This window comes from Xanthomonas albilineans (genome assembly GCF_009931595.1).
GTDB lineage: Bacteria > Pseudomonadota > Gammaproteobacteria > Xanthomonadales > Xanthomonadaceae > Xanthomonas_A > Xanthomonas_A albilineans.
Genome location: NZ_CP046570.1, coordinates 1,910,170 through 1,935,733, shown reverse-complemented (window position 1 = coordinate 1,935,733; position 25,564 = coordinate 1,910,170). Strand labels below are relative to the sequence as shown.

Here is a 25,564-nt window from a genome sequence, read left to right as displayed (position 1 = left end):
ACCAGACATGAGCCAAGATCACCCCGAATTCGATTCTGAACATCTGACCGAGGCGCAGCAGCCTGCGACCGATCCGCTACAGGCGGAGTTGGAAACGCTGCGTAGCGAACTGGCCCTGGTCAAGGCCGATGCCCTGCGCGAGCGGGCCGACCTGGAAAATCAGCGCAAGCGCATCGCGCGCGACGTGGAGCAGGCGCGTAAGTTCGCCAACGAGCGTCTGCTCGGCGACTTATTGCCGGTGTTCGACAGCCTGGATGCGGGGCTGACCGCCGCCGGCAGCGAACCTAGTCCGCTGCGTGATGGTTTGGAACTGACCTACAAGCAACTGCTCAAGGTCGCTGCCGACAATGGATTGACCCTGCTCGACCCGGCTGGGCAGCCGTTCGACCCCGAGCACCACCAGGCGATCAGTGAGGCCGAGTTAGAGGGCGTCGCCCCGGGATACGTGATTCAGGTATTCCAGAAAGGCTACCTGCTCAACGAGCGCCTGCTGCGTCCAGCCCTGGTGGTGGTGGCCAAGCACGATTGAGCGCGGCTGCCGCCTGCGCATGAACCGGATGCGGCTGTGGCGGTAGAACGCAAATTTGCGGCGATGGCTTGAATGATCTGCGGCCATCCCTATATCCGAACCAGACCCCCGGCACAGGCCGGACACACGACATTTCAGGAGTCATTCCAATGGGCAAGATCATCGGCATCGACCTGGGCACGACCAATTCGTGCGTGGCGATCATGGACGGCGGCAAGGCTCGCGTCATCGAGAATTCCGAGGGCGACCGCACCACGCCTTCGATCGTCGCCTACACCAAGGACGGCGAAGTGTTGGTGGGCGCCTCGGCCAAGCGCCAGGCGGTGACCAACCCGAAGAACACCTTCCATGCGGTCAAGCGTCTGATCGGCCGCAAGTTCGGCGATGCCGAAGTGCAGAAGGACATCGGCCTGGTGCCTTACGCCATCGCTCAGCACGACAACGGCGATGCCTGGGTGGCCACTGCCGATGGACGCAAGCTGGCGCCGCAGGAAATTTCCGCACAGGTGCTGGAAAAGATGAAAAAGACCGCCGAGGCGTTCCTTGGCGAGAAGGTGACCGAAGCGGTCATCACCGTGCCGGCGTACTTCAACGATAGCCAGCGTCAGGCGACCAAGGACGCCGGTCGCATCGCCGGCCTGGACGTCAAGCGCATCATCAACGAGCCTACAGCGGCGGCGCTTGCATATGGCTTGGACAAGGCTCACGGCGGTGATCGCAAGATTGCCGTGTACGACCTGGGTGGCGGCACCTTCGACGTGTCGATCATCGAAATCGCCAATGTCGACGGCGAAAAGCAGTTCGAAGTGCTAGCCACCAATGGCGACACCTTCCTGGGTGGCGAGGATTTCGACAAGCGCGTCATCGACTATCTGGTGGACGAGTTCAACAAAGATCAAGGCATCGATCTGCGCAAGGATCCGTTGGCGCTACAGCGCCTGAAGGATGCCGCCGAGCGTGCCAAGATCGAACTCTCGTCCTCGCAGCAGACCGAAGTCAACTTGCCTTACGTCACCGCCGACGCGTCGGGTCCGAAGCATCTGAACATCAAGCTGACCCGGGCCAAGCTCGAGGCGCTGGTGGAAGATCTGGTCAAGCGCACCATCGACCCGTGCCGCACCGCGTTGAACGATGCCGGCTTGCGCGCCAGCGACATCACCGAGGTGATCCTGGTCGGTGGCCAGACCCGCATGCCCAAGGTGCAGCAGGCCGTGGCCGAGTTCTTCGGCAAGGATCCGCGCAAGGACGTCAACCCGGACGAGGCCGTGGCGTTGGGCGCGGCGATCCAGGGCGGTGTGCTGGCCGGCGACGTCAAGGACGTCTTGCTGCTCGACGTGACCCCGCTGAGCCTGGGGATCGAGACCCTGGGTGGCGTGTTCACCAAGATCATCGAGAAGAACACCACCATCCCGACCAAGGCCGCGCAGGTGTTCTCCACTGCCGAGGACAATCAGTCGGCAGTGACCGTGCATGTGCTGCAGGGCGAGCGCGAACAGGCTCGCTATAACAAGTCTTTGGCCAAGTTTGATCTGTCCGGCATTGAGCCGGCGCCGCGTGGCCTGCCGCAGGTGGAGGTGTCCTTCGACATCGACGCCAACGGCATCTTGCACGTGTCGGCCAAGGACAAGAAGACCAACAAGGAACAGAAGGTCGAGATCAAGGCCGGGTCGGGTCTGTCGGACGCGGAAATCCAGCGCATGGTCGCCGATGCCGAAGCCAATCGCGAGGAAGACAAGAAGTTCCACGAGTTGGTGCAGGCGCGCAACCAGGCCGATGGCTTGATCCACTCCACGCGCAGCGCGATCGCCGAGCACGGCAGCAAGGTTGGCGGCGACGTGATTGGCAAGGTCGAAGCCGCACTGGCCGATCTTGAAACCGCGATGAAGGGCGAGGACAAGAGCCAGATTGAGGCCAAGAGCAAAACGTTGGAGGAGGTCGGCCAGTCGTTGTACGCGGCTGCGGCGGCCGGCGAGCAGCCGCCGGCCGCCAGTGCGGGTGGCGCGCATGCGTCCTCGTCGGCCGATGACGTGGTCGATGCCGAGTTTACCGAAGTCAAGGACGGCAAGAAGTAAGGCCCGGAAGCGGGACCCGGGGCCCGGCAGGGGGACTTGCCGGGTCCCGCTGCTGTCCGGGTCCGGGGTTTCGTATCGCCTGGAGTGATTAACGTGTACCAATCTTTCGCCATGCCGGGTCCCGTGTCCCGCGTCCGGAGCCACGACCAATGAGCAAACGCGATTATTACGAAGTGTTGGGTGTGGCCCGCACTGCCAGCGACGACGATCTGAAGAAGGCGTATCGGCGTTGCGCGATGAAGTACCACCCTGACCGCAATCCGGGCGACCAGGCCGCCGAGGCCGCATTCAAAGAATGTAAGGAAGCCTACGAAGTGCTGTCCGACGGCAGCAAGCGGCGGATGTACGACACGCACGGTCATGCGGCCTTCGAACATGGCATGGGCGGGATGGGCGGCGGTCCCGGCGGCGCGGATATGGGCGATATCTTCGGCGATATCTTCGGCAACATTTTCGGCGGTGTCGGTGCGGGCGCGCGCGCGACGCGGCGTGGTGCCGATATTGGCTACGTGCTGGAACTGGATCTGGAAGACGCGGTGATCGGTATCGAGCGGCGCATCGAGATCCCGACCTTGGCCGAGTGCGAGCATTGCCATGGCAGTGGCTCGGAAGATGGCAAAGTCGAAACCTGTGGCACCTGTAATGGGCGTGGTCAGGTGCGTATCCAGCGCGGTATCTTTGCCATGCAGCAAACCTGTCCGCATTGCGGCGGGCGTGGTCACATCATAAAAAACCCGTGCGTGGTGTGTCATGGTGCCGGGCGGGTGCAAGAGACCAAAGTCTTGTCGGTCAAGATTCCTGCTGGCGTGGACAACGGCGACCGTATCCGTCTGTCCGGCGAGGGCGAGGCAGGCCCGGCCGGTACCCCGCCAGGCGACCTGTACGTGGAGGTGCGGGTGCGCGAGCATCCGATCTTCAAGCGCGACGGCGATGATCTGCATTGCGAAGTGCCGATCCGCATCTCGCAGGCCGCACTGGGCGACATCGTGCGTGTGGCGACCCTGGGCGGCGAAGCCGAGATCCGCATTCCCGCCGAGACCCAGACCGGCAAGCTATTCCGCCTGCGCGGCAAGGGTGTGCGTTCGGTGCGCAGCCGCGGCGAAGGCGATCTGTACTGTCGCGTGGTGGTCGAAACCCCGGTCAACCTCACTGCCGACCAGCGCAAGCTGCTTGAGCAGTTCGAAGCGACTTTCACTGGTGAGGACGCGCGCAAGCATTCGCCGAAGTCGGCGACCTTCATCGATGGGGTGAAGGGGTTCTGGGATCGGATGACCTCCTAGCGGAGCCGATTCAGAGGTTTCTCACGAATCCGCTGCTGCATGGTGGTTCTGTTGTGTTTGGTCGTCACCGCGGCGTCAGTCGTGATGTCTGCACCGACTGAAGCCGCAGCGTGGGCTGGCTCCACAAACCAGCCGCGATGCCTGGCTGAGGCACTGTAGTTGTTGCATCCGCAGCGTGTCGTTTTTTACCAAATCGTGTGATCTCAATGCGACACGCGCATGGCTGTCTGCAGTTCCTCCAGATCCCGACGCTACACTAGCGCGATGAACGCATCCACCGAGCGTCATCTTCTTCATGAGCGTCGCCAACGGCCCGATGGGCCGGTTCCGGTCGACGTCTTCTTCATCCAGTCGCCGTTGTTACGGTTCGCCGCCGGGCGTGCGCAGTGAGTAGCCTGTTGCATCCGGTTGTCGGCATCGTGGGGAGTGCGGGTGCTTATGGTCGCTGGCTGAGTCGCTTTTTTCGCGAGCGCATGCAGTTGGAGGTCGTGGGCCACGATCCGACCGATCCGCAGTCCTGCGACCCGGACACGTTGCTGCAACGCGCGCAGGTGTTGATCTTCTCGGTGCCCATCCGGCACACGCCGGCGCTGATCGGTGAGTACGTGCAGCGTGCCGCTGGGCGTGAACGCGGACAACTCTGGCTCGACGTGACTTCAGTCAAGCGTGAACCCGTCGCGGCGATGCTCGCCTCGCAGGCGGACGTGGCCGGGTTGCACCCGATGACCGCGCCGCCGAAGTCGCCCACGCTCAAGGGGCGGGTGCTGGTGGTGTGCGAGGCGCGGGTGGCGCAGTGGCAGTCGTGGCTGCAACACCTGTGCGCCGCGTTGGAAGCCGAATGCGTGTGGACCACCCCCGACCACCACGACCGGGTGATGGCCCTGGTGCAGGCAATGGTCCATGCCAGTCATCTGGCGCAGGCGGGTGTGTTGCGCGAGCACGCGCCGACACTGGGATCGTTGCAGGCGTTGCTGCCTTATCGCTCAGCCTCGTTCGAGCTGGATACGGCGATCATCGCGCGCATCCTGGCGCTGAATCCGGCCATTTACGAAGACATCCAATTCGGTAATCCGCATGTTGGCGCTGTGCTGGATGGGTTGATCGCGCAATTGTCGCGGTTGCGCGCGCAGGTCGCCCGTGGCGACGATGCCGCGCGAGCGCAGTTCCGTGCCGACTTCCTCGACGCCAACCGCCATGCGCTGGGGGCAGCGGCGATTGCCCAGGGCAATTACAGCTACGAGCGAGTCGGTTATCTGCTGGCCGATCTCACCGAGCAACTCACGCTCAGCGTCTATCTTCCCCATGACCGTGCCGGCTCGCTGCGGACCCTGCTGTATGTGTTCGAGCGCCATCTGGTGAATCTGGCATCGATTCATTCTTCGCGTACCCCCGCAGGCGAGTTGCATTTCCGTCTGAGTTTCGATCCGGCCACCGAGGCTGCCGCATTACAGGCTGCGGCTGCAGAAATCGATGCCAGCGGCATCGGTCGGGTATTGGCGGATTGATCGGGGGCGATGAATCCACGTTCATCCATCTGAAGAGCGAATGTAGGTGGTCCCACGGTGTCCCTGCAAGAGAGTGTGTCGTCCACAGGCGCTGTGGATGGATCTCGGATAAACCTGTGGACAACCGCTTGAATGCCTTGCCTGGCAAGCCTGTCAAGAGATATGGTGAAAAATTGACCTGAGTCACACATGCTTCTGGGTAAGCTGTGGAAGCATCGGCGGTATGGGCAGGCGAATCTGGCCCTCATGCCGTTGTCGAGCTCGGTTCGTCCCGAGGCTCCCGAATGACTGACCGTGGCGGATCAGCGTGATCCCGTCGTCCCGGTCGCCGCGCAATGCTGTCGGCCGTGCTGATGATCGTGATGCTACCGGTGCAGTGCGAATCTGACTTCGTTAAACGTGTGCCTGGACTCACTCGATAAACTGTAGCCGCGCTAGTTCCGCGTACAGTCCGCCTTGTGCGAGCAGCGTGTCGTGGGTGCCCTGGGCGACGATGCGGCCGTGATCCATCACCACGATGCGGTCTGCCTTGAGGACGGTGGCCAGCCGGTGCGCGATCACCAGCGTCGTGCGTCCGGCCATCAGCCGTTCCAGCGCATGCTGCACGGCGTGTTCGCTCTGTGCGTCCAGTGCGCTGGTCGCCTCGTCCAGTAGCAGGATCGGTGCGTCCTTGAGCAGGGCACGGGCGATGGCGATGCGCTGTTGTTGGCCGCCGGACAAGCGCGCACCGCGCTCTCCGAGTTCGCTGGCATAGCCTTCAGGCAACTGGCGCAGGAAGACATCGGCCTCCGCCGCGTTTGCGGCGGCCGCGACCTCGGCGTCGCTGGCTTCGAGCCGGCCGTAACGGATGTTGTCGGCGGCACTGGCCGCGAACAGGGTCGGGTGCTGCGGTACCAGGCCGATCGCTTCGCGCAGATGCGCAGGATCCAGCGTGCGCACGTCAAGACCGTCCACCTGCACGCTGCCCGATTGCGGATCGTGGAAACGCATCAGCAGCGCCAGCACGGTACTCTTGCCGGCACCGGAGGGGCCGACCAGGGCCACGCTCTCGCCGGGGCGGACATGCAGATCGAAGCCATCCAGCGCCGGATGCTCGGTGCGCTGCGGATAGCGGAAGCTGACATTTTCGAAGCGCACTTCACCGCGCAGCGGCTGCGGCAGGGGGCGCGGTTGTGCCGGCGCCACCACCTCGGAGCGTTCGTTGAACAACTCGGCGATGCGGCCCATGCCGCCGCTTGCGCGTTGCAGCTCGTTCCAGACTTCCGCCAGCGAGGCCACCGAGCCGCCGCCGAACATCGCATACAAAACGAACTGGCCGAGTGCGCCGGCGCTCAGTTCGCCGGCGGCGACCTCGTGCGCGCCAGACCACAACACCAGCACGATGGCGCCGAACACCAGCAGGATCCCCGCGGCGGTGATCAGCGCCTGCGTACGCACCCTACGCTGCGCCACCGCCACGGTCAGCGCAAGCGCCTGGCCGAACCGATCGCGTTCGTAGGGTTCGCGCGCATACGCTTGCACCGTGCGCACCGCGCCCAGCCTTTCGGCGGCCAGCGTGTTGGCGTCTGCGACGCGGTCCTGGCTGGCACGCGAGATCTTTTGCAGACGGCGTGCGCCGATCACGATCGGTGACACCGCCAGCGGGATCCCCAGTAAGGTATAGGCCGCCAGATGCGGGCTGGTCACGCACAGCATCGCCATACTGCCGATCGCGGTGACCGTGCTGCGTAACGCGACCGATATGGTGCTGCCGATGACGCCGCGCAGTAACTCGCTGTCGGCCGATAGGCGCGACACCAGTTCGCCGCTGCGATTACGGTCGTGGAAGCCGGAATGCAGGCCGATCAGATGCGCGTATAGCCGCTCACGCAGGTCTGCGATGACTTTCTCGCCGAGCAGCGACACAAAGTAGAAACGCGCTGCGGTGGCGATTGCCAACACCACGGCCACCGCGAACAGCAAGGCGAAGGATCGGTTGATACGGCTGGTGTCGCTGAAGCCGTGGTCGATCATCTGCCGCACCGCCATTGGCAGGCTCAACGTGGCGCTGGAGGAGATCGCCAGTGCGACCAGCCAGGCGATGAGCAGGCCACGCCGATGTTGAACGAATGGCCACAGGGCGCGCAGGTTGCCGAGCTTGCGTAGCGACTTGGCCCGGTCGGTCGATGGGGTGTTCATGCAGTTGGGGGTTCCGAATAACGGATTCTGTCGCCAGTCGCCTCGCGCAGACGCGCTTTCCGGTCGATGCCGTGGCCGTCGATCGCTGCCAGGATCGGACGCCCGGCGGTCCCGGTGGGTTCGCCGTCATCGCTGGAGCGGTACGCGGTGCCGTGACGGTAGGCCCAGCAATTGTGGGTAGCATCGGTTATCGCGACTTGCTTGACGAACGTCAGCGCCGCGCTGGCGTCAGGGATCGGCGCCGCATGGGCGAGGAAGCGGCTGTGCTTGATTTCCATGCCGTGACGGATGGGGTGGGTGAGCGTATCGCGCATTGCTGGCATTGTAGACGAGCTGCGCACACGGCTTGCCGTCCGCGTTCGTTGCAGCAGCGACTCAGGTTCAATTCTGCAGGAGCGTTCCCAAGTGCTGGCGAGTTGGGAGCCTAGTGGTGTAAGGGCCTGTGTGTCCGCCGGTTCAGGAGCGCATCAAGTGCCGATTGCCGCTGGCGCCGTTGTGCTAATGCTCGCAGATGATCGCAAGCCTTCACGCGTGCGGTATGCAGGCAGCCTCGACAGGTGCCCAGGTGAGTGGAATGGGGTCAACTCCCCAATTGCAGTTTTTACGTAACGGATATGCTGTCGTCAATAGGGGAAGTGTGGGGTAGTCTGACGTCCAGCAGGCAAGAGAGTCGCCGTCGATGCTGTTCAATCCGTTCGCTATCGCCAGCAAGTCTCAACAGGCCAGCAACTGCACGCTGGACTACACCGCGCAGGCGCTATGCGAACTATTGCCGCCTGGTAGCGCGGTGGCCATTGGCTGTGCTGACGGCGTGGTCGGACGTCTGTGTGGCGCCACGTCGCAGGCGCCGAAATGGTTGCCGGCATTGGTGTGGGAGGCGTTGGCCGATCCGACGTTGGTGGTGTCGGTATTGCCCGCTTTGCTGCATGTGCGTCATAGGGCTGAAGGTAGTTGCGTGGCGGTGGCTGCGCAACTGGCGCAGCCCATGTCCGAGTCACAGACCAAGGCTTGGTGCGATATCACCATCGCGTTCGGTCAGTGCTTTCTCGATAGCGAGCGGATGCGTGGACGTATCCAGAGCCTGGAAAAGTCCAAGCAACTACAGCAAGCGCTGTACGAGATCACCGACCTTGCAGGTGCCGATCTACAAATGGGGCAGATGCTGCAGCGCGTGCATGCCGTGCTGGAATCGCTGATGTATGCGGAAAATTGCTACATCGTCGAGTACGACGAAGATCAGCAGAGCATGTGCTTTCTGTACTTTTCCGATCGCTACGCTGACTTCTCCCCTGATCCGCAGCAGACGTACTTTTTGCGCGATATGCCGCATAGCCTCACCGTCGCGCTGTTACGTCATGGTCGTGCCGTGCGGGGGCCATCGAAACAGGTGCGTAAACGCCTGCATGTTGACTATAACCCCGAGCATGGCCTAGACAGCAAGGACTGGCTGGGTGTACCGATGTTGCGCGATGGCCGGGTGTGCGGCGCCATCGTGGTACAGAATTACGACCATGCGGTGCGCTATACCGATGCCGACCGTGCCATGCTGGCCTATGTGGCGCAGTACGTGCAGACGGCGATGGATCGGCACCATGCGCGAGTGCAACTCGAGCAGCGTGTGCAGTTACACACCCAGCAATTGCAGCGCGCCAATCGCGATCTTCAGGAGGAGATTCAGGAGCGCGAGCGTTCGGAAGCCCTGCAACTGGCGCTATTTAGTATCACCGAGTTAGCGATTCGCTCGGAAAGTTTGCAGCAGTTCTATGCCGAGGTGCACGCCATCATCGGCGGGTTGATCGACGCGCGTAATCTGTATATCGCCTTGTTGTCCGAGGACGCCACGATGCTGGATTTCGTCTATTCGGTGGACGAATACACCCAGCACCGGCCGCGGCGACGCTTCAGTCGCGGTATGACCGAATATGTCATGCGTATCCATCGGCCGCAATTGCTGGAACGCGAGGCGATCGACGCGCTCATCGCGCAGGGAGAGGTTCAGACGCACGGCCAGCGCTCGCAAAGTTGGTTGAGCGTGCCTTTGTTCGATGAGGGCGAGGTGATTGGCGTGATCACCGTGCAGAGCTACACCAAGCATGTGCGTTTTACAGAATACGACCAGCGATTACTGACCTTCGTTGCACATAATGTTGTCAACGGTCTAGCGCGGCAGCACGCGCAGCAGCGCATACGCTTGGCGCATGCCGAACTGGAGCATCGGGTGGAGGAACGCACCCGCGAACTGGCCGAGGTCAACGAGCAGTTGCTGGCGCAGATTGCCGAACGTTGGCTCGCCGAGCAACGCCTGACCCACCAGGCGATGCACGATGCGCTGACCGGCTTGCCAAATCGTTTACAACTGCTCGACCGGCTCGGTGAGGCGATTGAACGCGCGCGCGGTGGCGAGTGCAAGACTTTCGCCGTCCTGTTCCTTGATCTGGATCGGTTCAAATCGGTTAACGACAGCATCGGCCATGCCGCTGGCGACGAGATGCTGATACAGGTCGCTAGGCGGATCGTGTCCACGATTCGCTGCAACGATCTAGTCGCGCGTCTGGGGGGCGACGAGTTCGCGATCCTCATGCCGTGCGACATTGGGGTGGACGGTGCCTGTGAATTGGCGCGGCGCCTGATGCATGTGCTTTCTCAGCCGATGTGGATCGCTGGTCGCGAACTGTTCCCCTCCGGCAGCCTTGGGATTGCGTTCTGGCATCCGCGCTACAGCCATGGCGAGGAGCTGCTGCGCGACGCGGATGCGGCAATGTATCGGGCCAAGGCGCAAACCAAGGACCGTTGCGCGGTATTCGACGAGGCCATGCACGAAGCCGCTTTGCGTAGTCTGGATCTGGAAGCGGAACTGCGCCGAGCGATCAACCACGGCGATTTCGAGCCGTTCTACCAGCCGATCGTGCGCCTGAATGACGGTCAGGTGATCGGCCACGAAGCCTTGCTGCGTTGGCACCACGACAGACGTGGCATGCTGCTGCCGAGCCAGTTCGTCGACCTTGGTGAGGAAAGCGGACTGATCGAGCAGGTCGATTGGTTGCTGTATGAACAGGTGATCCGGCGTCTCGTGCAGGAGCAGGACGGCTATGTCTCGGTGAATGTGTCCCCGCGACATTTTCGCACTGCGGATTTTACCGAACGTCTGTTCGGCCTGATCGATGCACATGGTGCTGATCCGTGCCGGTTGCGGGTGGAGATCACCGAAGTCGCACTGCTGGACGATGCGACGCACACGCACGACATTCTGCAATCCTTGCGCGAGCGCGGTGTGCTTGCGCAATTGGATGATTTTGGTACCGGCTTTTCAGCGTTGTCCTGCCTTCACCGCTTCCCGATTTCTGTGCTGAAGATCGACCAGAGTTTCGTCGCTGGGCTGCATGACGAAGCGGGCGCTGGCAGCCATACAATGGTGCGCGGCATCCTGGCCCTGGCCGACACGCTCGGCATCGAGACTGTCGGTGAAGGCATCGAGACCGAGCAGCAATTGGCAACGTTGCGCGAGCTGGGCTGTACCTATGGGCAGGGGTATCTGCTTGGGCGGCCGATGCCAGCAACGATGGCATGAGCGCGATCGCTGCTGGTTGCCGTTTCGCCAACGTGGGTGATAGCGACGTGGTGGTGTAGTCAGCGCGTTCATCGCGCTGGGTCGTCTTGTTGCTTTTATCCGGATTTTTCACCATCCGCCTGGGGCGGTGTTTTTTCCGACATTATTGCTGTGCGCTGCGGTGTTTTCCGTCAATCAATTGCCGATGCCTGCACCCGCGTGTAGTCACGCATCCATCCCAGCATGGCGTCGATGTCGCTGCCGTACCAAAAGTCGGCACGTTGGTCTGGGTGTAGGAAGCCTTCTTCGACCATACGATCGATCATCCCGATCAGGGGCGCGTAGAAGTTTTCCATGTCCAGGAAGGCGCACGGCTTATGCCCGATGCGCAGCTGACGCCAGGTGAGCATCTCGAAGATTTCCTCCATGGTACCGAAGCCGCCAGGTAGGGCCACGAAACCGTCGGACAGGTCGAACATGCGTGACTTGCGTTCGTGCATCGAATCAACGATCTCCAGTGCGCTGAGGCCGCGATGTGCCACTTCCCAGTCGGCCAGTTGCTGGGGGATGACGCCGGTGACCTCACCGCCAGCCGCCATCGCCGCGTTGGCGATGGTGCCCATCAAGCCGATATTGCCGCCGCCGTAGATCAGGCGCAGACCTTGCTGGGCGATGCGTGTGCCCAGTGCGGTGGCGCGCTCGACATAGGCGGGTTTATTGCCGGGATTGGAACCGCAGTAGACGCAGATGCTTTTCATTGGGCCTGATGTCGGATGGAGAGAAGGCTGTCAGGGAGGCGAACTGGAATGCTCGCGTGTGTAAACTGTTCTACTGCCGCAACGCAAAACGCCGGGTATTGCCCGGCGTCTGCGTCGCGGGTGCGGGCTTTGCACGCGTCCTGGTTTTGCGGAGCCTGGCCTTAATTGGCCTTGTGGATCGCCCGCTTGCTCACCGCCATCGCCGCGTCGTGGATTGCTTCGGATAGGGTGGGGTGGGCATGGCAGATGCGTGCCAGATCGTCCGCCGAGCCGTTGAATTCCATGGTCAGCACGCCTTCGTGGACCAGTTCGGAGACGCCGACGCCGACCAGATGCATGCCCAGCACACGGTCCGTCTCCGCATGGGCGATGACCTTGACGAAACCCGCCGGCTCTCCCATCGCCACCGCGCGGCCGATCGCCGCGAACGGGAAACTGCCAGCCTTGTAGGGAACGCCCTCGGCCTGCAACTCTTGCTCGTTCTTGCCGACCCAGGCGATTTCCGGCTCGGTGTAGATCACCCAGGGGATCGTATCGAAGTTGACGTGGCCGGGTAGGCCGGCGATCAGTTCGGCCACCGCGATGCCTTCCTCGAAGCCCTTATGTGCCAGCATCGGCCCGCGCACGCAGTCGCCGATTGCCCACACGCCGTCCACGCCGGTATGGCAGTGCGCATCCACTTCGATCTGACCGCGCGCGTTGAGCTTGACGCCAGTTCCTTCTGCCACCAAGTTGTGGGTGGCCGCGCGGCGGCCGACGGCCACCAGCAGCTTGTCCACGGTCAGGCTCTGTTCTCCTGCGGCATCGGTGTAGGTGACCAGCACTTCCCTTTTTTTGCCCTTGCCGACGATCTCGGTCTTGGAGACCTTGGCGCCGAGTTTGATGTCCAGGCCCTGCTTCTTGAATTCCTTGGCCGCGGTTTTGGCCACTTCGGCATCGACGGCGGCCAGGAGCGCCGGCATCGCTTCCAGGATGGTGACCTCGGCGCCTAGCCGCTTCCACACGCTGCCAAGTTCCAGGCCAATCACGCCGGCGCCGATCACCGCCAGACGCTTGGGAACTTCGGTGAAGTCCAGCGCGCCGACATTGTCGACGATGCTGTCGCCATCGAACTTGGCGAACGGCAGTTCGATCGAATCCGAACCGGCGGCCAGGATCACGTTGCTGCCCTTGAGCGCGATCTCTTGGCCGTCATGTTGCTTGACCTTGACGATGTTGCCCGCCTGCAACTGCGCGAAGCCGTAGAACGCGGTGACCTTGTTCGCCTTGAACAACATGGCGATGCCGCCGGTGAACTGTTTGACGATCTTGTCCTTGCGGCCGACCATCGCTTCGACGTCGATCTTGGCGTCCTTGAAGCTGATGCCGTGTTCGCCGAACAGGTGGCCCATGTTCCAGAACTGGCGCGAGGAATCCAGAAGCGCCTTGGACGGGATGCAGCCCACCCGCAAGCAGGTGCCGCCGAGGGCCGGCTTGCCGTCCTTGCCCAGCGCCGCGTCGATGCAGGCGGTCTTCAAGCCCAACTGGGCGGCGCGGATGGCCGCGTGATAACCGGCAGGACCGGCACCGATGACGACGACGTCGAAATGTTGTTCAGACATGTTGCGCGAGTCCTGTGTTGTACGCGAGTCGGGAGTCGGAGGCGGCAACACGCCGGCGCACTGCCGACGTGTTGCCTCTCTTTGTGTGTTTGGCTAGCCGAGTCCCGCGTCCCGGCGACTGGACCTTATAGGCCGAACAGCATCCGGCCAGGGTTTTCCAGCTGATTCTTGATGTCTACCAGGAACTGCACCGAATCCTTGCCGTCGATGATGCGGTGGTCGTAGGACAGTGCCAGATACATCATTGGCGCGATCACGACCTGACCGTTCTCGGCGATCGGACGCTCCTTGATCGCGTGCATGCCCAGGATCGCGCTCTGTGGCGGATTGATGATCGGGGTCGACAGCAGCGAGCCGAAGGTGCCGCCGTTGGTCACGGTGAAGGTGCCGCCCTGTAGTTCTTCCAGGCTCAGCTTGCCGTCGCGCGCTTTCTTGGCGTAATCGGCGATGCCCTGTTCGATGTCGGCAAAGGACAGGCGCTCGACATTGCGCAGTACCGGCGTCACCAGACCCTTGTCGGTGGACACGGCGATGGAGATGTCGCTGTAACCGTGATAGATGATGTCCTCGCCGTCGATCGAGGCGTTGACCAACGGGAAACGCTGCAGCGCGTTGGCTGCGGCCTTGACGAAGAAGCTCATGAAGCCGAGCTTGATGCCGTGGACCTTCTGGAACTCGTCCTGCAGTTCCTTGCGCGCGGCCGAAACCTTGGCCAGGTTGACCTCGTTGAAGGTGGTCAGCATCGCGGTCGAGTTCTTCGACTGCATCAGGCGCTCGGCGATGCGTTTACGCACGCGGGTCATCGGCACGCGCTCTTCCGGACGCGCGCCGGATGCTTTGCCGGCACCGCCGTTCTTTGCGTAATTGAGGATATCTTCCTTGGTCACTGCGCCACGGCGGCCGGTGCCTTCGACCTGTGCCGGATCCACGCCCTCGGTGATCGCGCTGAAGCGCGCGCCCGGCGGCAGGCTGGACACGTCGCCGGAGGCTTTCGGTGTTTCCACCTTGGCTGCCTTGGGTGTTTCCGCAGCGGCGGCTTTGGGCGCACTCGGCGTCGGTGCGGCGGCGTCCTTGGCTGCGGCCGGGGACGCAGCGGCGCTCGCGCCTTCCTCGATGATCGCCAAGATCTGCGAACTGGTCACGCTGGCGCCAGTCTCGAACTTGATTTCCTTCAACACGCCATCGACGGGCGAGGGCACTTCCAGCACGACCTTGTCGGTTTCCAGGTCCACCAGATTCTCGTCGCGCTTGACCGCGTCGCCGGCTTTTTTGTGCCAGCTGGCGATGGTGGCATCGGATACGGATTCGGGCAGTACCGGAACTTTGACTTCGGTGGCCATTGCAGGAGGGTCCTAGTGGTGTCTTTTTGGAAGTGTGGAAGGAGTTTTATTCAGCGACTTGGTCGTTGAACGGATTCAATAGCGCATCGGCGACCAGCTTCAGTTGCTCTTCCAGATGCTCGGCGAGATGGCCGGCCGCGGGAGACGGCGAACGCGGTCGACCGGCATAGTGCAGGCTCTGCCCGTCGGCCAGACAGGCTTGCAGATGGTGCTTGATCTGGTACCAGGCACCTTGGTTCTGGGGTTCTTCCTGGCACCAGACCAGGTCGGTGGCATTGCCGTAACGCTTCAACTCGGCGGCCAGCAGTGCGCGCGGGAACGGATACAACTGCTCCACGCGCAGGATGGCGACATCCTCCTGGCCGCGCTTGAGTTGATCCTCGAGCAGGTCGTAATACACCTTGCCCGAGCAGGCGATGACCCGCTTGACCTTTTTCGGCTCGGCCTTGGAGTCGGGGATCAAATGCTGGAACTCGCCGTCGGCCAGTTCCTTCAGACTCGATACCGCCAGCTTGTGGCGCAACAGCGACTTGGGCGTCATCACCACCAGCGGCTTGCGCGTGGACATGCGCATCTGCCGACGGATCATATGGAATGCCTGCGCCGGGGTGGTGGGCACGCAGACCAGCATGTTTTCCAGGGCACACAGTTGCAGGAAGCGCTCCAGGCGCGCGGAGCTATGCTCCGGACCCTGGCCTTCGTACCCGTGCGGCAGGAACAGCGACAGGCCGGCGATGCGTCCCCACTTGGCTTCGCCGGCGGCGATGAACTGGTCGATCACCACCTGCGCGCCGTTGGCGAAGTCGCCGAACTGCGCTTCCCAGATGCACAGGGCATTGGGGTCGGTGGTCGAATAGCCGTACTCGAAGCCCATCACCGCTTCCTCGCTGAGCAGCGAGTCGATCACGGTGGCGTCTTCCGGGTTCTGCACCAACTGACGCAGCGGCAGGTAATAACTGTCGTTCTTCTGGTCGTGCAGGATCGCGTGACGGTGGAAGAACGTGCCGCGGCCGGCGTCCTGGCCGACCAGGCGCAGTTTGTGACCCTCGTTGAGCAGTGTGGCGTAGGCCAGGTTCTCGGCGAAGCCCCAATCGGCTGGTAGTTCGCCAGCGGCCATCTTCACCCGGTCTTCGTAGATCTTGGCCACACGCGGATGCAGTTCCACGCTTTCGGGGATGGTGGTGATGATCTTGGCCAACTGGTCCAGCGTCTTGCGCTTGACTGTGGTGTTCACCTTGTCCGAGAGCTTGCCGGACAGGTACTTGGACCAATCGATGGCGAATTCGTCATGCTTGCGAGGCGCCAGTTCGGTGGTGTACTCGCCCGAATCGAGCTTGTTGCGGTACGCGTCGACCAGCGCCTGACCTTCGCCGGGCTGGAGTACGCCTTCGCTTTCCAATTGTGCGGCGTACAGTTCGCGGGTGGTCTTGTGCTTGCGTATGGTCTGGTACATCACCGGCTGGGTCGCTGCCGGTTCGTCGGCCTCGTTGTGGCCCCAGCGGCGGTAGCAAACCAAGTCGATGACCACGTCCTTGTTGAATTTTTGCCGGAAGTCGTAGGCGATATTGGCCACGAACGCCACCGCGTCCGGATCATCGCCATTCACGTGGAACACTGGCGCACCGATCATCTTCGCCACGTCGGTGCAGTAAAGCGTGGAACGCGCATCGTCGCGGGCGCTGGTGGTGAAGCCGATCTGGTTGTTGATCACGATGTGCACGGTGCCGCCGACCGCGAAGCCGCGCGCCTGGGACATCTGGAACAACTCCATCACCACGCCCTGGCCGGCGAACGCGGCATCGCCGTGGATGATCACCGGCAGCACCGACTTGCGCGCGGCATCGCCGTAGCGCTCCTGACGCGAACGCACGCTGCCGACCACCACCGGGTCGACGATTTCCAGGTGCGAGGGGTTGAATGCCAGCGCCAGATGCACCGACGCGCCATTAGCCACCGCCACGTCGGCGGAGAACCCCATGTGGTACTTCACGTCGCCGGTGTGGGCGCGGTCGTCGTGGGCGTGCTCGAACTTGCCTTCGAACTCGTCGAACAGTTTGCGTGGGTTCTTGCCCAGGGTATTGACCAGCACGTTCAAGCGACCACGGTGGGCCATGCCGATTACGATGTCTTTGACCGCGTCGCTGCCACCGCGCTGCACCAGCACGTCCATCAGCGGGATCAGCGCGTCGCCGCCTTCCAGCGAGAAGCGTTTCTGGCCGACGTACTTGGTGTGCAGGTAACGCTCCAGGCCTTCGGCGGCGGTGATCCGCTCCAGGATGCGGCGACGGCTGGCGACATCGGCGGTGATCTGACCACCGACGTTCTCCAGGCGTTGGTAGATCCACTGGCGCTGTTCGAACTCGGAGATATGCATGAATTCGCTGCCGATCGACCCCGTGTAGGTCGCCTTCAGCCGTGCCAGCAGATCGCGCAGTTTCATCCGCGGCTGTCCGCCCAGGCCACCGGTGCTGAACTCGCTGCCCAAGTCGCTTTCAGACAGGCTGTGGAACGGCAGGCCCAGGTCTGGCGGATTGATTGGTGGGGTCAGGCCCAGTGGGTCCAGGCGCGCGCCAAGGTGGCCGCGCGAGCGGTAGGCGGTAATCAGGCGACCGACATGGCGCTCGCGCTCGTCGCCGCTCGGGCCAGTGCCGCTGTTGCCGGCCTGGCGTGCCGCGCTGGCGATGTGGGCGATGACCGCAGAATGGGGGACGTCACCGGCATCGCGGCCTTGGAAGCCGTCGAAGTAGGTTTTCCATTTGGGATCGATGCTGTCGGGAGAGACCAGGTACTGCTCGTACAGGTCTTCGATATAGGCGGCATTGCCGGCGGCGAGTTGCGATGACTGCGCAAACTGCTTGAGTAGATTGTCCACGATGGTGGGGTCAGCTCGTTTTTGATGGGTAGGCTTGCTAGGAGCGGCGGACACGAGGCCGCGCACGCGGGCGTAATCAAACGTAAAAATTATACTCTCATGAACCACCCAGGGTGTGCATTGGCTGGCCTTCGGTCGAATGCCGGTTCATGCGTGATCCCTTTCGGGGGGCGCTGCGTGGGTCTTACCAGCCCAACGCACGTAGTTCGGTGCAGACCCGTGCACGCTCCCAGACTGGGGCGAACGTGCTGCGTAGCTGACGTGCGCGACCATCGCCGAGTAGGTCGGCCTCCCCCTCGTAGCGGTGACCGAGCGGACGAAAGTAATAGCCGCTCGCCTCGTTGACGAGGTAGGCGGTGGCGTCGTTGCGGTCCACTAGGTCGGTCACCGCGCGGAACTGGAACACGCTTGGGAGTCGCTGCGCCATCGCGACCAGTGGCGCGCCGGCGCGTTGTATTGCGGCCGCATCGTGCAGGAGCACGCACACCTGCTTGGCATGTGGCGCGACGGCGAAACGGCGCAGTTGCGCCAGTACTTGGGGGCTGTCCAGCAGGCCAGGATCCAGCGCGCGACTGTGGATCAGCACGTGCCGCCGGGCATGCGCCAGGATTCCGATGCAAGCCGCGACGGCGGCGGCGGCGTCTTCCACCTTGCTGACGCCTAGCCGCCAGCGCAGCCGCTGGCCGCTGCCGTGGTCGTGATCGGCCAACGGCTGCGGCAGGAAGCCGTGGCGCGCATAGAAGGCTAGCGCCGTCGGCGGGGCCAGCAGGTCTAGTTGCGGCCATTGGCGGCGTTGCGCTTCCAGCAGCAGTGACTGTAGGAGCGCGCGACCGACGCCGCGGCCACGCCAGGCCGGCAGTACGGCCATCGCACCGATGCGTCGATCGGCACCGAGCCGCGCACTGCCGACCGGCTGGCCGTCGTCGCTGCGTGCCATCAGGTGGTAGCCCAGCGCATCGGCTGCGGCATCCGACGGGTCCTCGGCGCATCCGGCTTGGGCACGCAGCGTGCGTAGTTCCGCGCCCTGCCGGGCGGGATCGAGGACATCCAGGCGGAAAGCAGAGGTGGGCATCGGGGGATCAGTCCTCGCTGTCGCGCTCGTCCTCGCTGTCCAGTGGCTGGTAGAAACCGCTCTGGATCAGTTGCAGCAGCGTCTGCCGACCGGTCGCCGACAACGCCGCGTAATCGGTCGCGTCCAGGTGTTCGGCCGCCGCCAGGCGCTTGGCGTCCTGGATCGGCAGCGCGAATTCCATCCCGTTGCAGAACAGCATGGCGCCGCGGCTGGCCCGTCGCCAGGCCAGCCGGGCCCACGGATGCCGCTGCAGGACCAGGCCCTGCGCGAGCGCCGCGGCAGTTTCTTCGACCGGCGGCAGGTTACTCGGCGGCAGGATTTCGCCGCCGGCACGGTAGGTGGTGATGAAGCGACCGAACCAGGCGCCGAGGCGGTCCGGATCGTTCATCCGCAGTGCGTTCAACGCCTCGACCACCCGACCCATCGCCGCCGCGTCGATCTCGTGGGGATCGGTTGGCGCCAGCAGGTCCTCGTCGTGGTAGCGCAGCGCCTCGTCGGCACCGTCGATCAGGGTGTCCAGATAATCGGCGATCAGTTCGGCCGAGGACGGGGCGCGCATGCCTACCGAGAACGTCAGGCAGGCGTCCTCGGCGACGCCATGGTGCGGCACCATCGGCGGCAAGTACAGCATGTCGCCCGGTTCCAGCACCCAGTCGTGGGTCGGGGCAAACTGGCGTAACAGTTTCAGTTCCACGTCTTCGCGGAACTCGGTGGGCGGCGGTGGGCGCCCCATCGAGGCGCTGGCGTCGATCTGCCAGCGGCGCCGGCCATGCGCCTGCAGCAGGAAGACGTCGTAGTGGTCCACATGGGCGCCGACCGAACCGCCGCGCGCGGCGAAGCTGACCATCACGTCGTCCACGCGCCAGCGCGGCAGAAAACGGAACTGCCCGAGCAGGGCGCGGATATCCGGGTCCCATTTATCCACATCCTGTACCAGCAGGGTCCAGTCGTGATCGGGCATGCCGGGAAACTCGTGTTCCTGGAACGGTCCGTTGCGCAAGCTCCAGCGGTCGGTTGCGCGGTCGTGTATCACCAAGCGCGATAGTGCGGCTTCCTCGCAAGCCAGCCCGGCTAGGTCGTCTGGCTCGATCGGTGAGACGAAGTCGGGGAAGGCATTGCGGATCAGCAGCGGACGCTTTTGCCAGTAGTCGCGCAGGAAGCTCGCGGCGGACATGCCCAGGGGGTACTGCCGGGTGGCAGAGAGTTCAATCGGGAGCGCGGTGGTTTTTTTCATGGTGGCATTCGGCAGGGGCAAGCCGGCGACGGTGCCGACGATGACGCCATTGTCGCCCAGGCCGCGTGCCCCGCGTTGCGTGCGAACGGTTGTGTACAGAGGTCGTCGGGCGATAGGTCGAGGCCATCGGCAACCTCTGTGTCTGATGGGCTCTGTGGCCTCATTGGCCGGGAATACGCTTGTCCTTGCCGTCATCTTCGATCTGGGCAGTGCCGCTGTGTTCGACGATGGCGTTGCTGTTGCCATGCAATACGATCTTGCCGATCTCGGTTGTATGCAATGGGTTCTCGTTGCCGGATACCTCCAGCGTGGCGATGCGGTGCATCCGGCTCAGATCGTGCGCGCCAGGCGTTCGGCCAGGCCGACGTATGTGGCCGGCGTCAGCGTGCGCAGGCGCTGCTTGGCGTCCTCGGGCAGGTCCAGGGTCTGGACGAAGGCTTGCATCGAGTCGGCGGTGATGCCCTGGCCACGGGTCAGGGCCTTCAATTGTTCGTAAGGGTTGGGTAGGCCGTGGCGACGCATGACGGTTTGCACCGCTTCGGCCAGCACTTCCCAGGCGCTATCGAGGTCGTCATGCAGGCGTTGCGGATTCACTGTCAGCTTGCTCAGGCCCTTGGTCAGCGAATCCAGCGCCACCTGGGTATGGCCGAAGGCGGTGCCGAGTGCGCGCAGCACGGTGGAGTCGGTCAGATCGCGCTGCCAGCGGCTGATCGGCAGCTTGCCCGAGAAATGCTCGAACAAGGCGTTGGCGATGCCAAAGTTGCCTTCCGCGTTTTCGAAATCGATCGGATTGACCTTGTGCGGCATGGTCGAGGAGCCGACTTCGCCTTCTTTCAGTTTCTGCTTGAAATAGCCCAGCGAAATGTAGCCCCAGATGTCGCGGGCCAGGTCGATCAGCACGGTGTTGGCGCGGCGGGCGGCATCGCCTAGTTCGGCGACATTGTCGTGCGGCTCGATCTGCGTGGTGTAGGGGTTGAACACCAGGCCGAGGCTCTCGACGAAGCGTTGAGCGAAGTCCGGCCAGTTCACATCCGGGTAGCTGACCATGTGCGCGTTGTAGTTGCCGACCGCACCGTTGATCTTGCCGGTCAGTTCCACCGCGGCGATCTGCCGGCGCTGGCGTTCCAGGCGCGCGACGACATTGGCCACTTCCTTGCCCAGGGTGGTGGGCGAGGCAGTTTGGCCGTGGGTGCGCGAGAGCATCGGCTGCGCGGCCTGGGCATGGGCCAGTGCGCGCAGCGAGGCGATCACCTCATCCAGGACAGGCAGTAACACGTCGCGTCGGGCTTGCTCGAGCATCAACCCGTAGCTGAGGTTGTTGATGTCCTCGCTGGTGCAGGCGAAGTGGACGAATTCCAGCGCCGGGCCGAGTTCGGCGTCGTCTTTGAGTTGCTCCTTGATGAAGTATTCCACCGCCTTGACGTCGTGGTTGGTGGTGCGCTCGATCTGCTTGACCCGCGTGGCGTGTTCGACGCTGAAGCGCTCGGCCAGAGCGCGCAGGCGCTGCGTGGCGGCCGGGGAGAACGCGGGCAGTTCGACCACGCCCGGTTCGGCACCCAACGCCAGTAGCCATTCGATTTCTACCTTCACCCGTGCCTTGATCAGGCCGTATTCGGAGAAAATCGGCCGCAGGGCATCGACCTTGCCGGCATAGCGGCCATCGAGCGGTGACAAGGCGAGCAGGGCGGAATCGGACATGGCTGGGCGGGGCGGCGGGAGGGGGCGCCATTCTACGTCGGTCCGGCGTCAGTGGACTTGGCCTGCCGCTTCCGGTAGCTCCAGTGCCTGGCTCATCAGGGGCAGTTCGTAGTCGGGGGCGCCGCCGCCAGCTTGCTGGCGGCCGACAATCAGCTTCAGTTCCTCGCGCGAGTAGCGGTGCCAGGTGTGTTCGATCTTGCCCCAGTCCAGCGCCTTTGCAGACGCAGGCTGTGGCGACGCGACGCCAGGAGTATCGTGTGTGGGTGCCAGCAGGGGATCAGGTTCCCCGTCGCCAGTCGCGTATTTCGTTACACCTCATCACCGAATCTGGAGATTGCGCATGAGCGAGAAGTATCGCGTCGAACACGACAGCATGGGCGAACTGCAGGTGCCCATCGATGCGCTGTGGGGTGCGCAGACCCAGCGTGCGGTGCAGAATTTTCCGATTTCCGGCCGACCGATGCCACGCGGCTTCATTCGCGCGCTGGGATTGATCAAGGCTGCCGCAGCTGGTGTCAATGCAGAATTGGAATTGCTGCCCAAGGCCGTCGCCAAGGCGATCCAGGCTGCTGCGCTGGAAGTGGCCGACGGCCGCCACGATGCGCAGTTCCCGGTCGATATCTACCAGACCGGCTCGGGTACATCGTCGAACATGAACGCCAACGAGGTCATCGCCACGCTGGCTTCGCGTGCGGCAAAGTCCGGCGCCAAGGCCACATCGGCGGTGCATCCCAATGATCACGTCAACCTCGGCCAGAGTTCCAACGACGTGGTGCCCACGGCGATTCGCGTGTCGGCGCTGCTGGCCGCGCAGGAGCAGTTGCTGCCGGCGCTTAAGCACCTGCGCAAGGTCATCGACAAGCGCGCCAGGCAGTTGGAGCGCGTGGTCAAGACCGGGCGCACGCACCTGATGGATGCGATGCCGCTGACATTCGGCCAGGAATTCGGCGCCTGGTCGGCGCAATTGGCCTCGGCGCAGGAGCGGGTGAGCGATAGCCTTAAGCGGCTGCGTCGGTTGCCGCTGGGCGGCACCGCGATCGGCACCGGCATCAATGCCGATCCGCGCTTCGGCGGTAAGGTCGCCAAGGCGCTGTCGACGCTGACCGACTGCAAGTTCGAAAGCGCCGACAACAAGTTCGAAGGATTGGCCGCGCAGGACGATGCGGTGGAGTTGTCCGGCCAACTCAATGCGCTGGCGGTGGCGCTCATCAAGATCGCCAATGACCTGCGCTGGATGAATGCCGGGCCGCTGGCCGGTCTCGGCGAGATCGAGTTGCCGGCACTACAGCCTGGTAGTTCGATCATGCCCGGCAAGGTCAACCCGGTGATTCCCGAGGCCACTGTGATGGTGTGCGCGCAGGTCATCGGCCACCATACCGCGATTACTGTCGCCGGGCAGACCGGCAACTTCCAGTTGAACGTGACCTTGCCGCTGATCGCGGCGAATTTGTTGGAATCGATCCAGTTGTTGAGCAACGTGTCGCGGCGATTGGCCGACAGTGCCATCGCTGGCTTGCGCGTGCGCGAGGAGCGGGTGCGCGAGGCGCTGGAACGCAATCCGATCCTGGTCACTGCACTGAATCCGATCATCGGTTACGAGAAGGCGGCTGCAATCGCCAAGCGCGCCTACAAGGAAAACCGTCCGGTGCTGGACGTGGCTGCCGAGGACAGCGGCCTGAGCAAGGATGCACTGCGCCGTTTGCTGGATCCCGCAGCACTGACCGAAGGTGGCATTCATGCTGGTGCGAGCGGGGGTGGTTGAGTTGCGTGTGCGTTGGAGAGCGATGCTGGTTGGTGTCGCCGGATTCAGTGCCGCTCGGCCTGCAGGTTGTCGAAGCTCTCGCGATACGCCTGCAGTGGCGGGATATCGCGCAATAGCGCCTCCTGCAACGCGTGGATTTCCGGTGTGGACGGGAAGCCTACCGAGCGCATGTTCGGGTCCGCCGGTGCGGTTTCCAGGCTGCGCTGGCGTTGCATCTGCAATTGCATGAACAACTGTTGCAACTGAACGCGTTGTGCCTCGGGCAATGGCAGTTGGATATCGTCGATGCGCAAGCTGCCATCGGGGCCGATGCTGGCATTGGCGGCTGGTGCGCGGCGCAGCATCACGGTCATGCTGTCCACCGCCACGCGCGGCTTGTTGCGTTCGGCACGTGCGGATGCCGCATCGCCACCGTGCCCGCCACAGGAGGCCAGCAGCAGACATAGCGAAAACAGAGAAAGCCAGGCGAGTAGTGTTTTTTTCTTCATCGGTCGGCGATGGCGCGGGAAAGTTCCTGCCATTTTAGAGCGTGTTAAGCGAGATACGTTGTTCGTCATCGGTGTGTAGAGGATTTTGCCTTGCTGCAAAGGCAAACCGCGGGACTGACACCTTGGTGCTGATGGCCAATACGCTGCCGATTACCTGTCCGAATCCTTGCAGTGCTGAATGTCGCTGCGTTGCAAATGTGCGTAGGGACGGAACGTCGGCAGCTTTTGTACGAGTAAGTTCTGCACCGTTTGCAGTGCCGCGATCTGACCGCAGATGTGCATGGCTGCCTGTTTCACCTGTTCGACCTGGGCTTCGATGTTCTCGCCGATGTGGCCGGTATTGCCGGTGAAGACACTGGATAGTGCCTCGCCAGTGGCCTTGATTCCCAGTGCCGCGCCTTGCTTGCCGACCTCCATGCCCTGTTTGCCGAGCGTTTCGAGTTGCCCTCGATACGCCATCAGCAGCGCGCGCTGCTCGGCGTTGAGCGCGATGTGTTTGCCGTCGATCGACAAGCTGCCGTCGTGGCCGATGATGGCCGGTGGTTGGCCTGCGGCATTGAGGATGATGTCGTCGTTCAAGACCGTCGTGCTATGCACGTCATGGCGATCTGCGACGGTATTGTCGGCCGTGGTCGAAGGATGGCAGGCGGCCAGAGTCAGTAAGCAGGCCAGCACAATGCCGGCCATGGGCAGTGAGGAGCAATGCTGCATCGGAATGTTCTCGTATGGCATAAAGCAGTGGTGTATAGGGCGCCAGGTTAACGTGGTTTGGGTAAGTGGACGTTGCCTCGCACCCCGCGCTGGTGGATGTCGCCGCTGCCGGTTCGTTGCACGCTCAGGTTGCCGCCGATGTTGTCCAAGCGCAGGTTGCCGGAGCCGATGCTATGGAGCGCGACATTGCCGGTGACATCATTCAACCGCACGTTGCCGGAGCCGACGCTGTCGATCTGCACATTGCCATGTACGTTGTGTACGCTCAGGTCGCCCGGGCCGACGTTGCCGACCTTGACGTCGCCGTCAACCTGGGTGACTGTGCCGTCGCCCGAGCCGAGCGTTGGCATGGTCAGGCTGCCGATGCCGTGCAATTCCACCTCTCCCGATCCCACAGTGACGGTGACTGGGCCATTGATGGCGGACGCATGCAGGTCGCCGGAGCCGACCCTGGCTTCGAGTGATGCGACGCTGCCGATGTCGGCATTGCCAGAACCCAGGCGCAACTGCACTTGCAGGTTGGCAGGAACGTTACCGGCCATGTTCAGATAGGCATAGTGGTTGCCCTGGTTGATGCCGTGAATCGTGCCTTCCTGTCGTAGGGTCACCACCAGCGTATCGCCATCGCGCCGCTGGTGTACGGTGAGTTCCTTCAGCATGTCCGCATCGGAGGCGCAGGCGCTGCCGCGCAATTCGGAGATGCCGTTGCCGTTGCCGTTGCCGGTCAGTTTGATGGTGTTTTGTTGTACGTCCAATAGCACCGACTTGATGCCATCCAGTTTTAGTTTTAGTTCGCGCGGTTCGGAATACTTACACTCGTCGGCCATGGCCACGGCAGGCACAAGCAGCGCGCACAGGACGAAGGTCTTGCGCATGGTGGAAATCCTTGCTGATCAAAAAGGAGAAACGGGGCAGAG

The 25,564-nt window shown here is 63.0% G+C and carries 18 protein-coding genes and 3 pseudogenes; 7 read left to right on the top strand and 14 right to left on the bottom strand.

Features of this window, described 5'->3' with window-relative positions:
• Positions 1-7: 7 nt before the first annotated feature.
• From grpE to XaFJ1_RS08045, 5 genes are all read left to right on the top strand, one after another.
• On the top strand, positions 8-529 hold the full coding sequence (grpE, locus tag XaFJ1_RS08065; RefSeq protein ID WP_012916176.1) for a nucleotide exchange factor GrpE: 522 nt from the start codon (positions 8-10) through the stop codon (positions 527-529).
• 149 nt (positions 530-678) lie between these two features.
• Positions 679-2,601, top strand: coding sequence for a molecular chaperone DnaK (dnaK, locus tag XaFJ1_RS08060; protein WP_012916175.1), 1,923 nt, complete (start codon positions 679-681; stop codon positions 2,599-2,601).
• 149 nt (positions 2,602-2,750) lie between these two features.
• Positions 2,751-3,881 carry a molecular chaperone DnaJ gene (dnaJ, locus tag XaFJ1_RS08055; RefSeq protein WP_012916174.1) on the top strand — a complete coding sequence of 377 codons (1,131 nt, stop codon included), beginning with the start codon at positions 2,751-2,753 and terminating at the stop codon, positions 3,879-3,881.
• 264 nt (positions 3,882-4,145) lie between these two features.
• Complete coding sequence (locus XaFJ1_RS16360; protein WP_268747606.1) at positions 4,146-4,271, top strand: hypothetical protein; 126 nt, start codon at positions 4,146-4,148, stop codon at positions 4,269-4,271.
• A gap of 5 nt (positions 4,272-4,276) precedes the next feature.
• On the top strand, positions 4,277-5,386 hold the full coding sequence (locus tag XaFJ1_RS08045) for a prephenate dehydrogenase (RefSeq protein ID WP_045757284.1): 1,110 nt from the start codon (positions 4,277-4,279) through the stop codon (positions 5,384-5,386).
• A gap of 411 nt (positions 5,387-5,797) precedes the next feature.
• On the opposite strand, the gene XaFJ1_RS08040 is transcribed toward XaFJ1_RS08045, so the two are convergent.
• Both XaFJ1_RS08040 and XaFJ1_RS08035 read right to left on the bottom strand, forming a co-directional pair.
• Complete coding sequence (locus XaFJ1_RS08040; RefSeq protein ID WP_012916172.1) at positions 5,798-7,564, bottom strand: ABC transporter transmembrane domain-containing protein; 1,767 nt, start codon at positions 7,562-7,564, stop codon at positions 5,798-5,800.
• Between the two features lie 59 nt (positions 7,565-7,623).
• Positions 7,624-7,878 (bottom strand): annotated as a pseudogene (locus XaFJ1_RS08035) (YigZ family protein); the annotation flags it as partial.
• A gap of 365 nt (positions 7,879-8,243) precedes the next feature.
• Here XaFJ1_RS08035 and XaFJ1_RS08030 point away from each other — a divergent pair.
• The gene (locus tag XaFJ1_RS08030) at positions 8,244-11,132 is read left to right on the top strand and encodes a bifunctional diguanylate cyclase/phosphodiesterase (RefSeq protein ID WP_012916170.1); all 2,889 of its coding nucleotides are present in this window, start codon (positions 8,244-8,246) and stop codon (positions 11,130-11,132) included.
• A 170-nt stretch (positions 11,133-11,302) separates the two neighbouring features.
• Here XaFJ1_RS08030 and XaFJ1_RS08025 read toward each other — a convergent pair whose 3' ends face one another.
• The 9 genes and pseudogenes from XaFJ1_RS08025 to XaFJ1_RS16520 form a co-directional block, all read right to left on the bottom strand.
• Positions 11,303-11,869: an LOG family protein gene (locus tag XaFJ1_RS08025; protein WP_012916169.1), complete on the bottom strand. Its 567-nt coding sequence runs from the start codon at positions 11,867-11,869 to the stop codon at positions 11,303-11,305.
• Positions 11,870-12,030: 161 nt separating this feature from the next.
• Positions 12,031-13,470, bottom strand: a complete 1,440-nt coding sequence (lpdA, locus tag XaFJ1_RS08020) for a dihydrolipoyl dehydrogenase (protein ID WP_012916168.1) — start codon at positions 13,468-13,470, stop codon at positions 12,031-12,033.
• 125 nt (positions 13,471-13,595) lie between these two features.
• A complete protein-coding gene (sucB, locus tag XaFJ1_RS08015; protein WP_012916167.1) occupies positions 13,596-14,810 on the bottom strand; it encodes a dihydrolipoyllysine-residue succinyltransferase in 1,215 nt (404 codons plus the stop codon).
• A 46-nt stretch (positions 14,811-14,856) separates the two neighbouring features.
• Entirely contained in the window at positions 14,857-17,682 is a 2,826-nt protein-coding gene (locus XaFJ1_RS08010; RefSeq protein WP_012916166.1) for a 2-oxoglutarate dehydrogenase E1 component, read from the bottom strand.
• Between the two features lie 184 nt (positions 17,683-17,866).
• A complete protein-coding gene (locus tag XaFJ1_RS08005; RefSeq protein ID WP_012916165.1) occupies positions 17,867-18,754 on the bottom strand; it encodes a GNAT family N-acetyltransferase in 888 nt (295 codons plus the stop codon).
• Positions 18,755-18,764: 10 nt separating this feature from the next.
• Positions 18,765-19,988, bottom strand: a pseudogene (locus XaFJ1_RS08000) (ribosomal protein uL16 3-hydroxylase); the annotation flags it as partial.
• Between the two features lie 160 nt (positions 19,989-20,148).
• On the bottom strand, positions 20,149-20,313 hold the full coding sequence (locus tag XaFJ1_RS07995) for a DUF3060 domain-containing protein (protein WP_080929708.1): 165 nt from the start codon (positions 20,311-20,313) through the stop codon (positions 20,149-20,151).
• Positions 20,314-20,318: 5 nt separating this feature from the next.
• Positions 20,319-21,686 carry an adenylosuccinate lyase gene (purB, locus tag XaFJ1_RS07990; protein WP_012916163.1) on the bottom strand — a complete coding sequence of 456 codons (1,368 nt, stop codon included), beginning with the start codon at positions 21,684-21,686 and terminating at the stop codon, positions 20,319-20,321.
• Between the two features lie 69 nt (positions 21,687-21,755).
• Positions 21,756-21,902: pseudogene (locus XaFJ1_RS16520) on the bottom strand (HlyC/CorC family transporter); the annotation flags it as partial.
• A 124-nt stretch (positions 21,903-22,026) separates the two neighbouring features.
• Here XaFJ1_RS16520 and XaFJ1_RS07985 point away from each other — a divergent pair.
• Entirely contained in the window at positions 22,027-23,448 is a 1,422-nt protein-coding gene (locus XaFJ1_RS07985; protein WP_012916162.1) for a class II fumarate hydratase, read from the top strand.
• Between the two features lie 44 nt (positions 23,449-23,492).
• On the opposite strand, the gene XaFJ1_RS07980 is transcribed toward XaFJ1_RS07985, so the two are convergent.
• From XaFJ1_RS07980 to XaFJ1_RS07970, 3 genes are all read right to left on the bottom strand, one after another.
• Positions 23,493-23,936: a hypothetical protein gene (locus XaFJ1_RS07980; protein WP_012916161.1), complete on the bottom strand. Its 444-nt coding sequence runs from the start codon at positions 23,934-23,936 to the stop codon at positions 23,493-23,495.
• 150 nt (positions 23,937-24,086) lie between these two features.
• Positions 24,087-24,623, bottom strand: a complete 537-nt coding sequence (locus tag XaFJ1_RS07975) for a DUF2884 family protein (RefSeq protein WP_230598070.1) — start codon at positions 24,621-24,623, stop codon at positions 24,087-24,089.
• Positions 24,624-24,694: 71 nt separating this feature from the next.
• Positions 24,695-25,522 (bottom strand): DUF4097 family beta strand repeat-containing protein, encoded by an 828-nt coding sequence (locus XaFJ1_RS07970; RefSeq protein ID WP_012916159.1) that lies wholly within the window; start codon positions 25,520-25,522, stop codon positions 24,695-24,697.
• Between the last annotated feature and the right edge of the window lie 42 nt (positions 25,523-25,564).

Bases quoted from the DNA above. Each gene is read 5' to 3' on its own strand.
- dnaJ (WP_012916174.1), top strand. From the start codon at position 2,751: ATGAGCAAACGCGATTATTACGAAGTGTTGGGTGTGGCCCGCACTGCC.
- lpdA (WP_012916168.1), bottom strand. From the start codon at position 13,470: ATGTCTGAACAACATTTCGACGTCGTCGTCATCGGTGCCGGTCCTGCC.
- XaFJ1_RS07985 (WP_012916162.1), top strand. From the start codon at position 22,027: ATGAGCGAGAAGTATCGCGTCGAACACGACAGCATGGGCGAACTGCAG.
- grpE (WP_012916176.1), top strand. From the start codon at position 8: ATGAGCCAAGATCACCCCGAATTCGATTCTGAACATCTGACCGAGGCG.
- XaFJ1_RS08030 (WP_012916170.1), top strand. From the start codon at position 8,244: ATGCTGTTCAATCCGTTCGCTATCGCCAGCAAGTCTCAACAGGCCAGC.
- dnaK (WP_012916175.1), top strand. From the start codon at position 679: ATGGGCAAGATCATCGGCATCGACCTGGGCACGACCAATTCGTGCGTG.
- XaFJ1_RS08025 (WP_012916169.1), bottom strand. From the start codon at position 11,869: ATGAAAAGCATCTGCGTCTACTGCGGTTCCAATCCCGGCAATAAACCC.
- XaFJ1_RS16360 (WP_268747606.1), top strand. From the start codon at position 4,146: ATGAACGCATCCACCGAGCGTCATCTTCTTCATGAGCGTCGCCAACGG.
- XaFJ1_RS07970 (WP_012916159.1), bottom strand. From the start codon at position 25,522: ATGCGCAAGACCTTCGTCCTGTGCGCGCTGCTTGTGCCTGCCGTGGCC.
- XaFJ1_RS07980 (WP_012916161.1), bottom strand. From the start codon at position 23,936: ATGAAGAAAAAAACACTACTCGCCTGGCTTTCTCTGTTTTCGCTATGT.
- XaFJ1_RS07995 (WP_080929708.1), bottom strand. From the start codon at position 20,313: ATGCACCGCATCGCCACGCTGGAGGTATCCGGCAACGAGAACCCATTG.
- sucB (WP_012916167.1), bottom strand. From the start codon at position 14,810: ATGGCCACCGAAGTCAAAGTTCCGGTACTGCCCGAATCCGTATCCGAT.
- XaFJ1_RS08005 (WP_012916165.1), bottom strand. From the start codon at position 18,754: ATGCCCACCTCTGCTTTCCGCCTGGATGTCCTCGATCCCGCCCGGCAG.
- XaFJ1_RS08040 (WP_012916172.1), bottom strand. From the start codon at position 7,564: ATGAACACCCCATCGACCGACCGGGCCAAGTCGCTACGCAAGCTCGGC.
- purB (WP_012916163.1), bottom strand. From the start codon at position 21,686: ATGTCCGATTCCGCCCTGCTCGCCTTGTCACCGCTCGATGGCCGCTAT.
- XaFJ1_RS07975 (WP_230598070.1), bottom strand. From the start codon at position 24,623: ATGGCCGGCATTGTGCTGGCCTGCTTACTGACTCTGGCCGCCTGCCAT.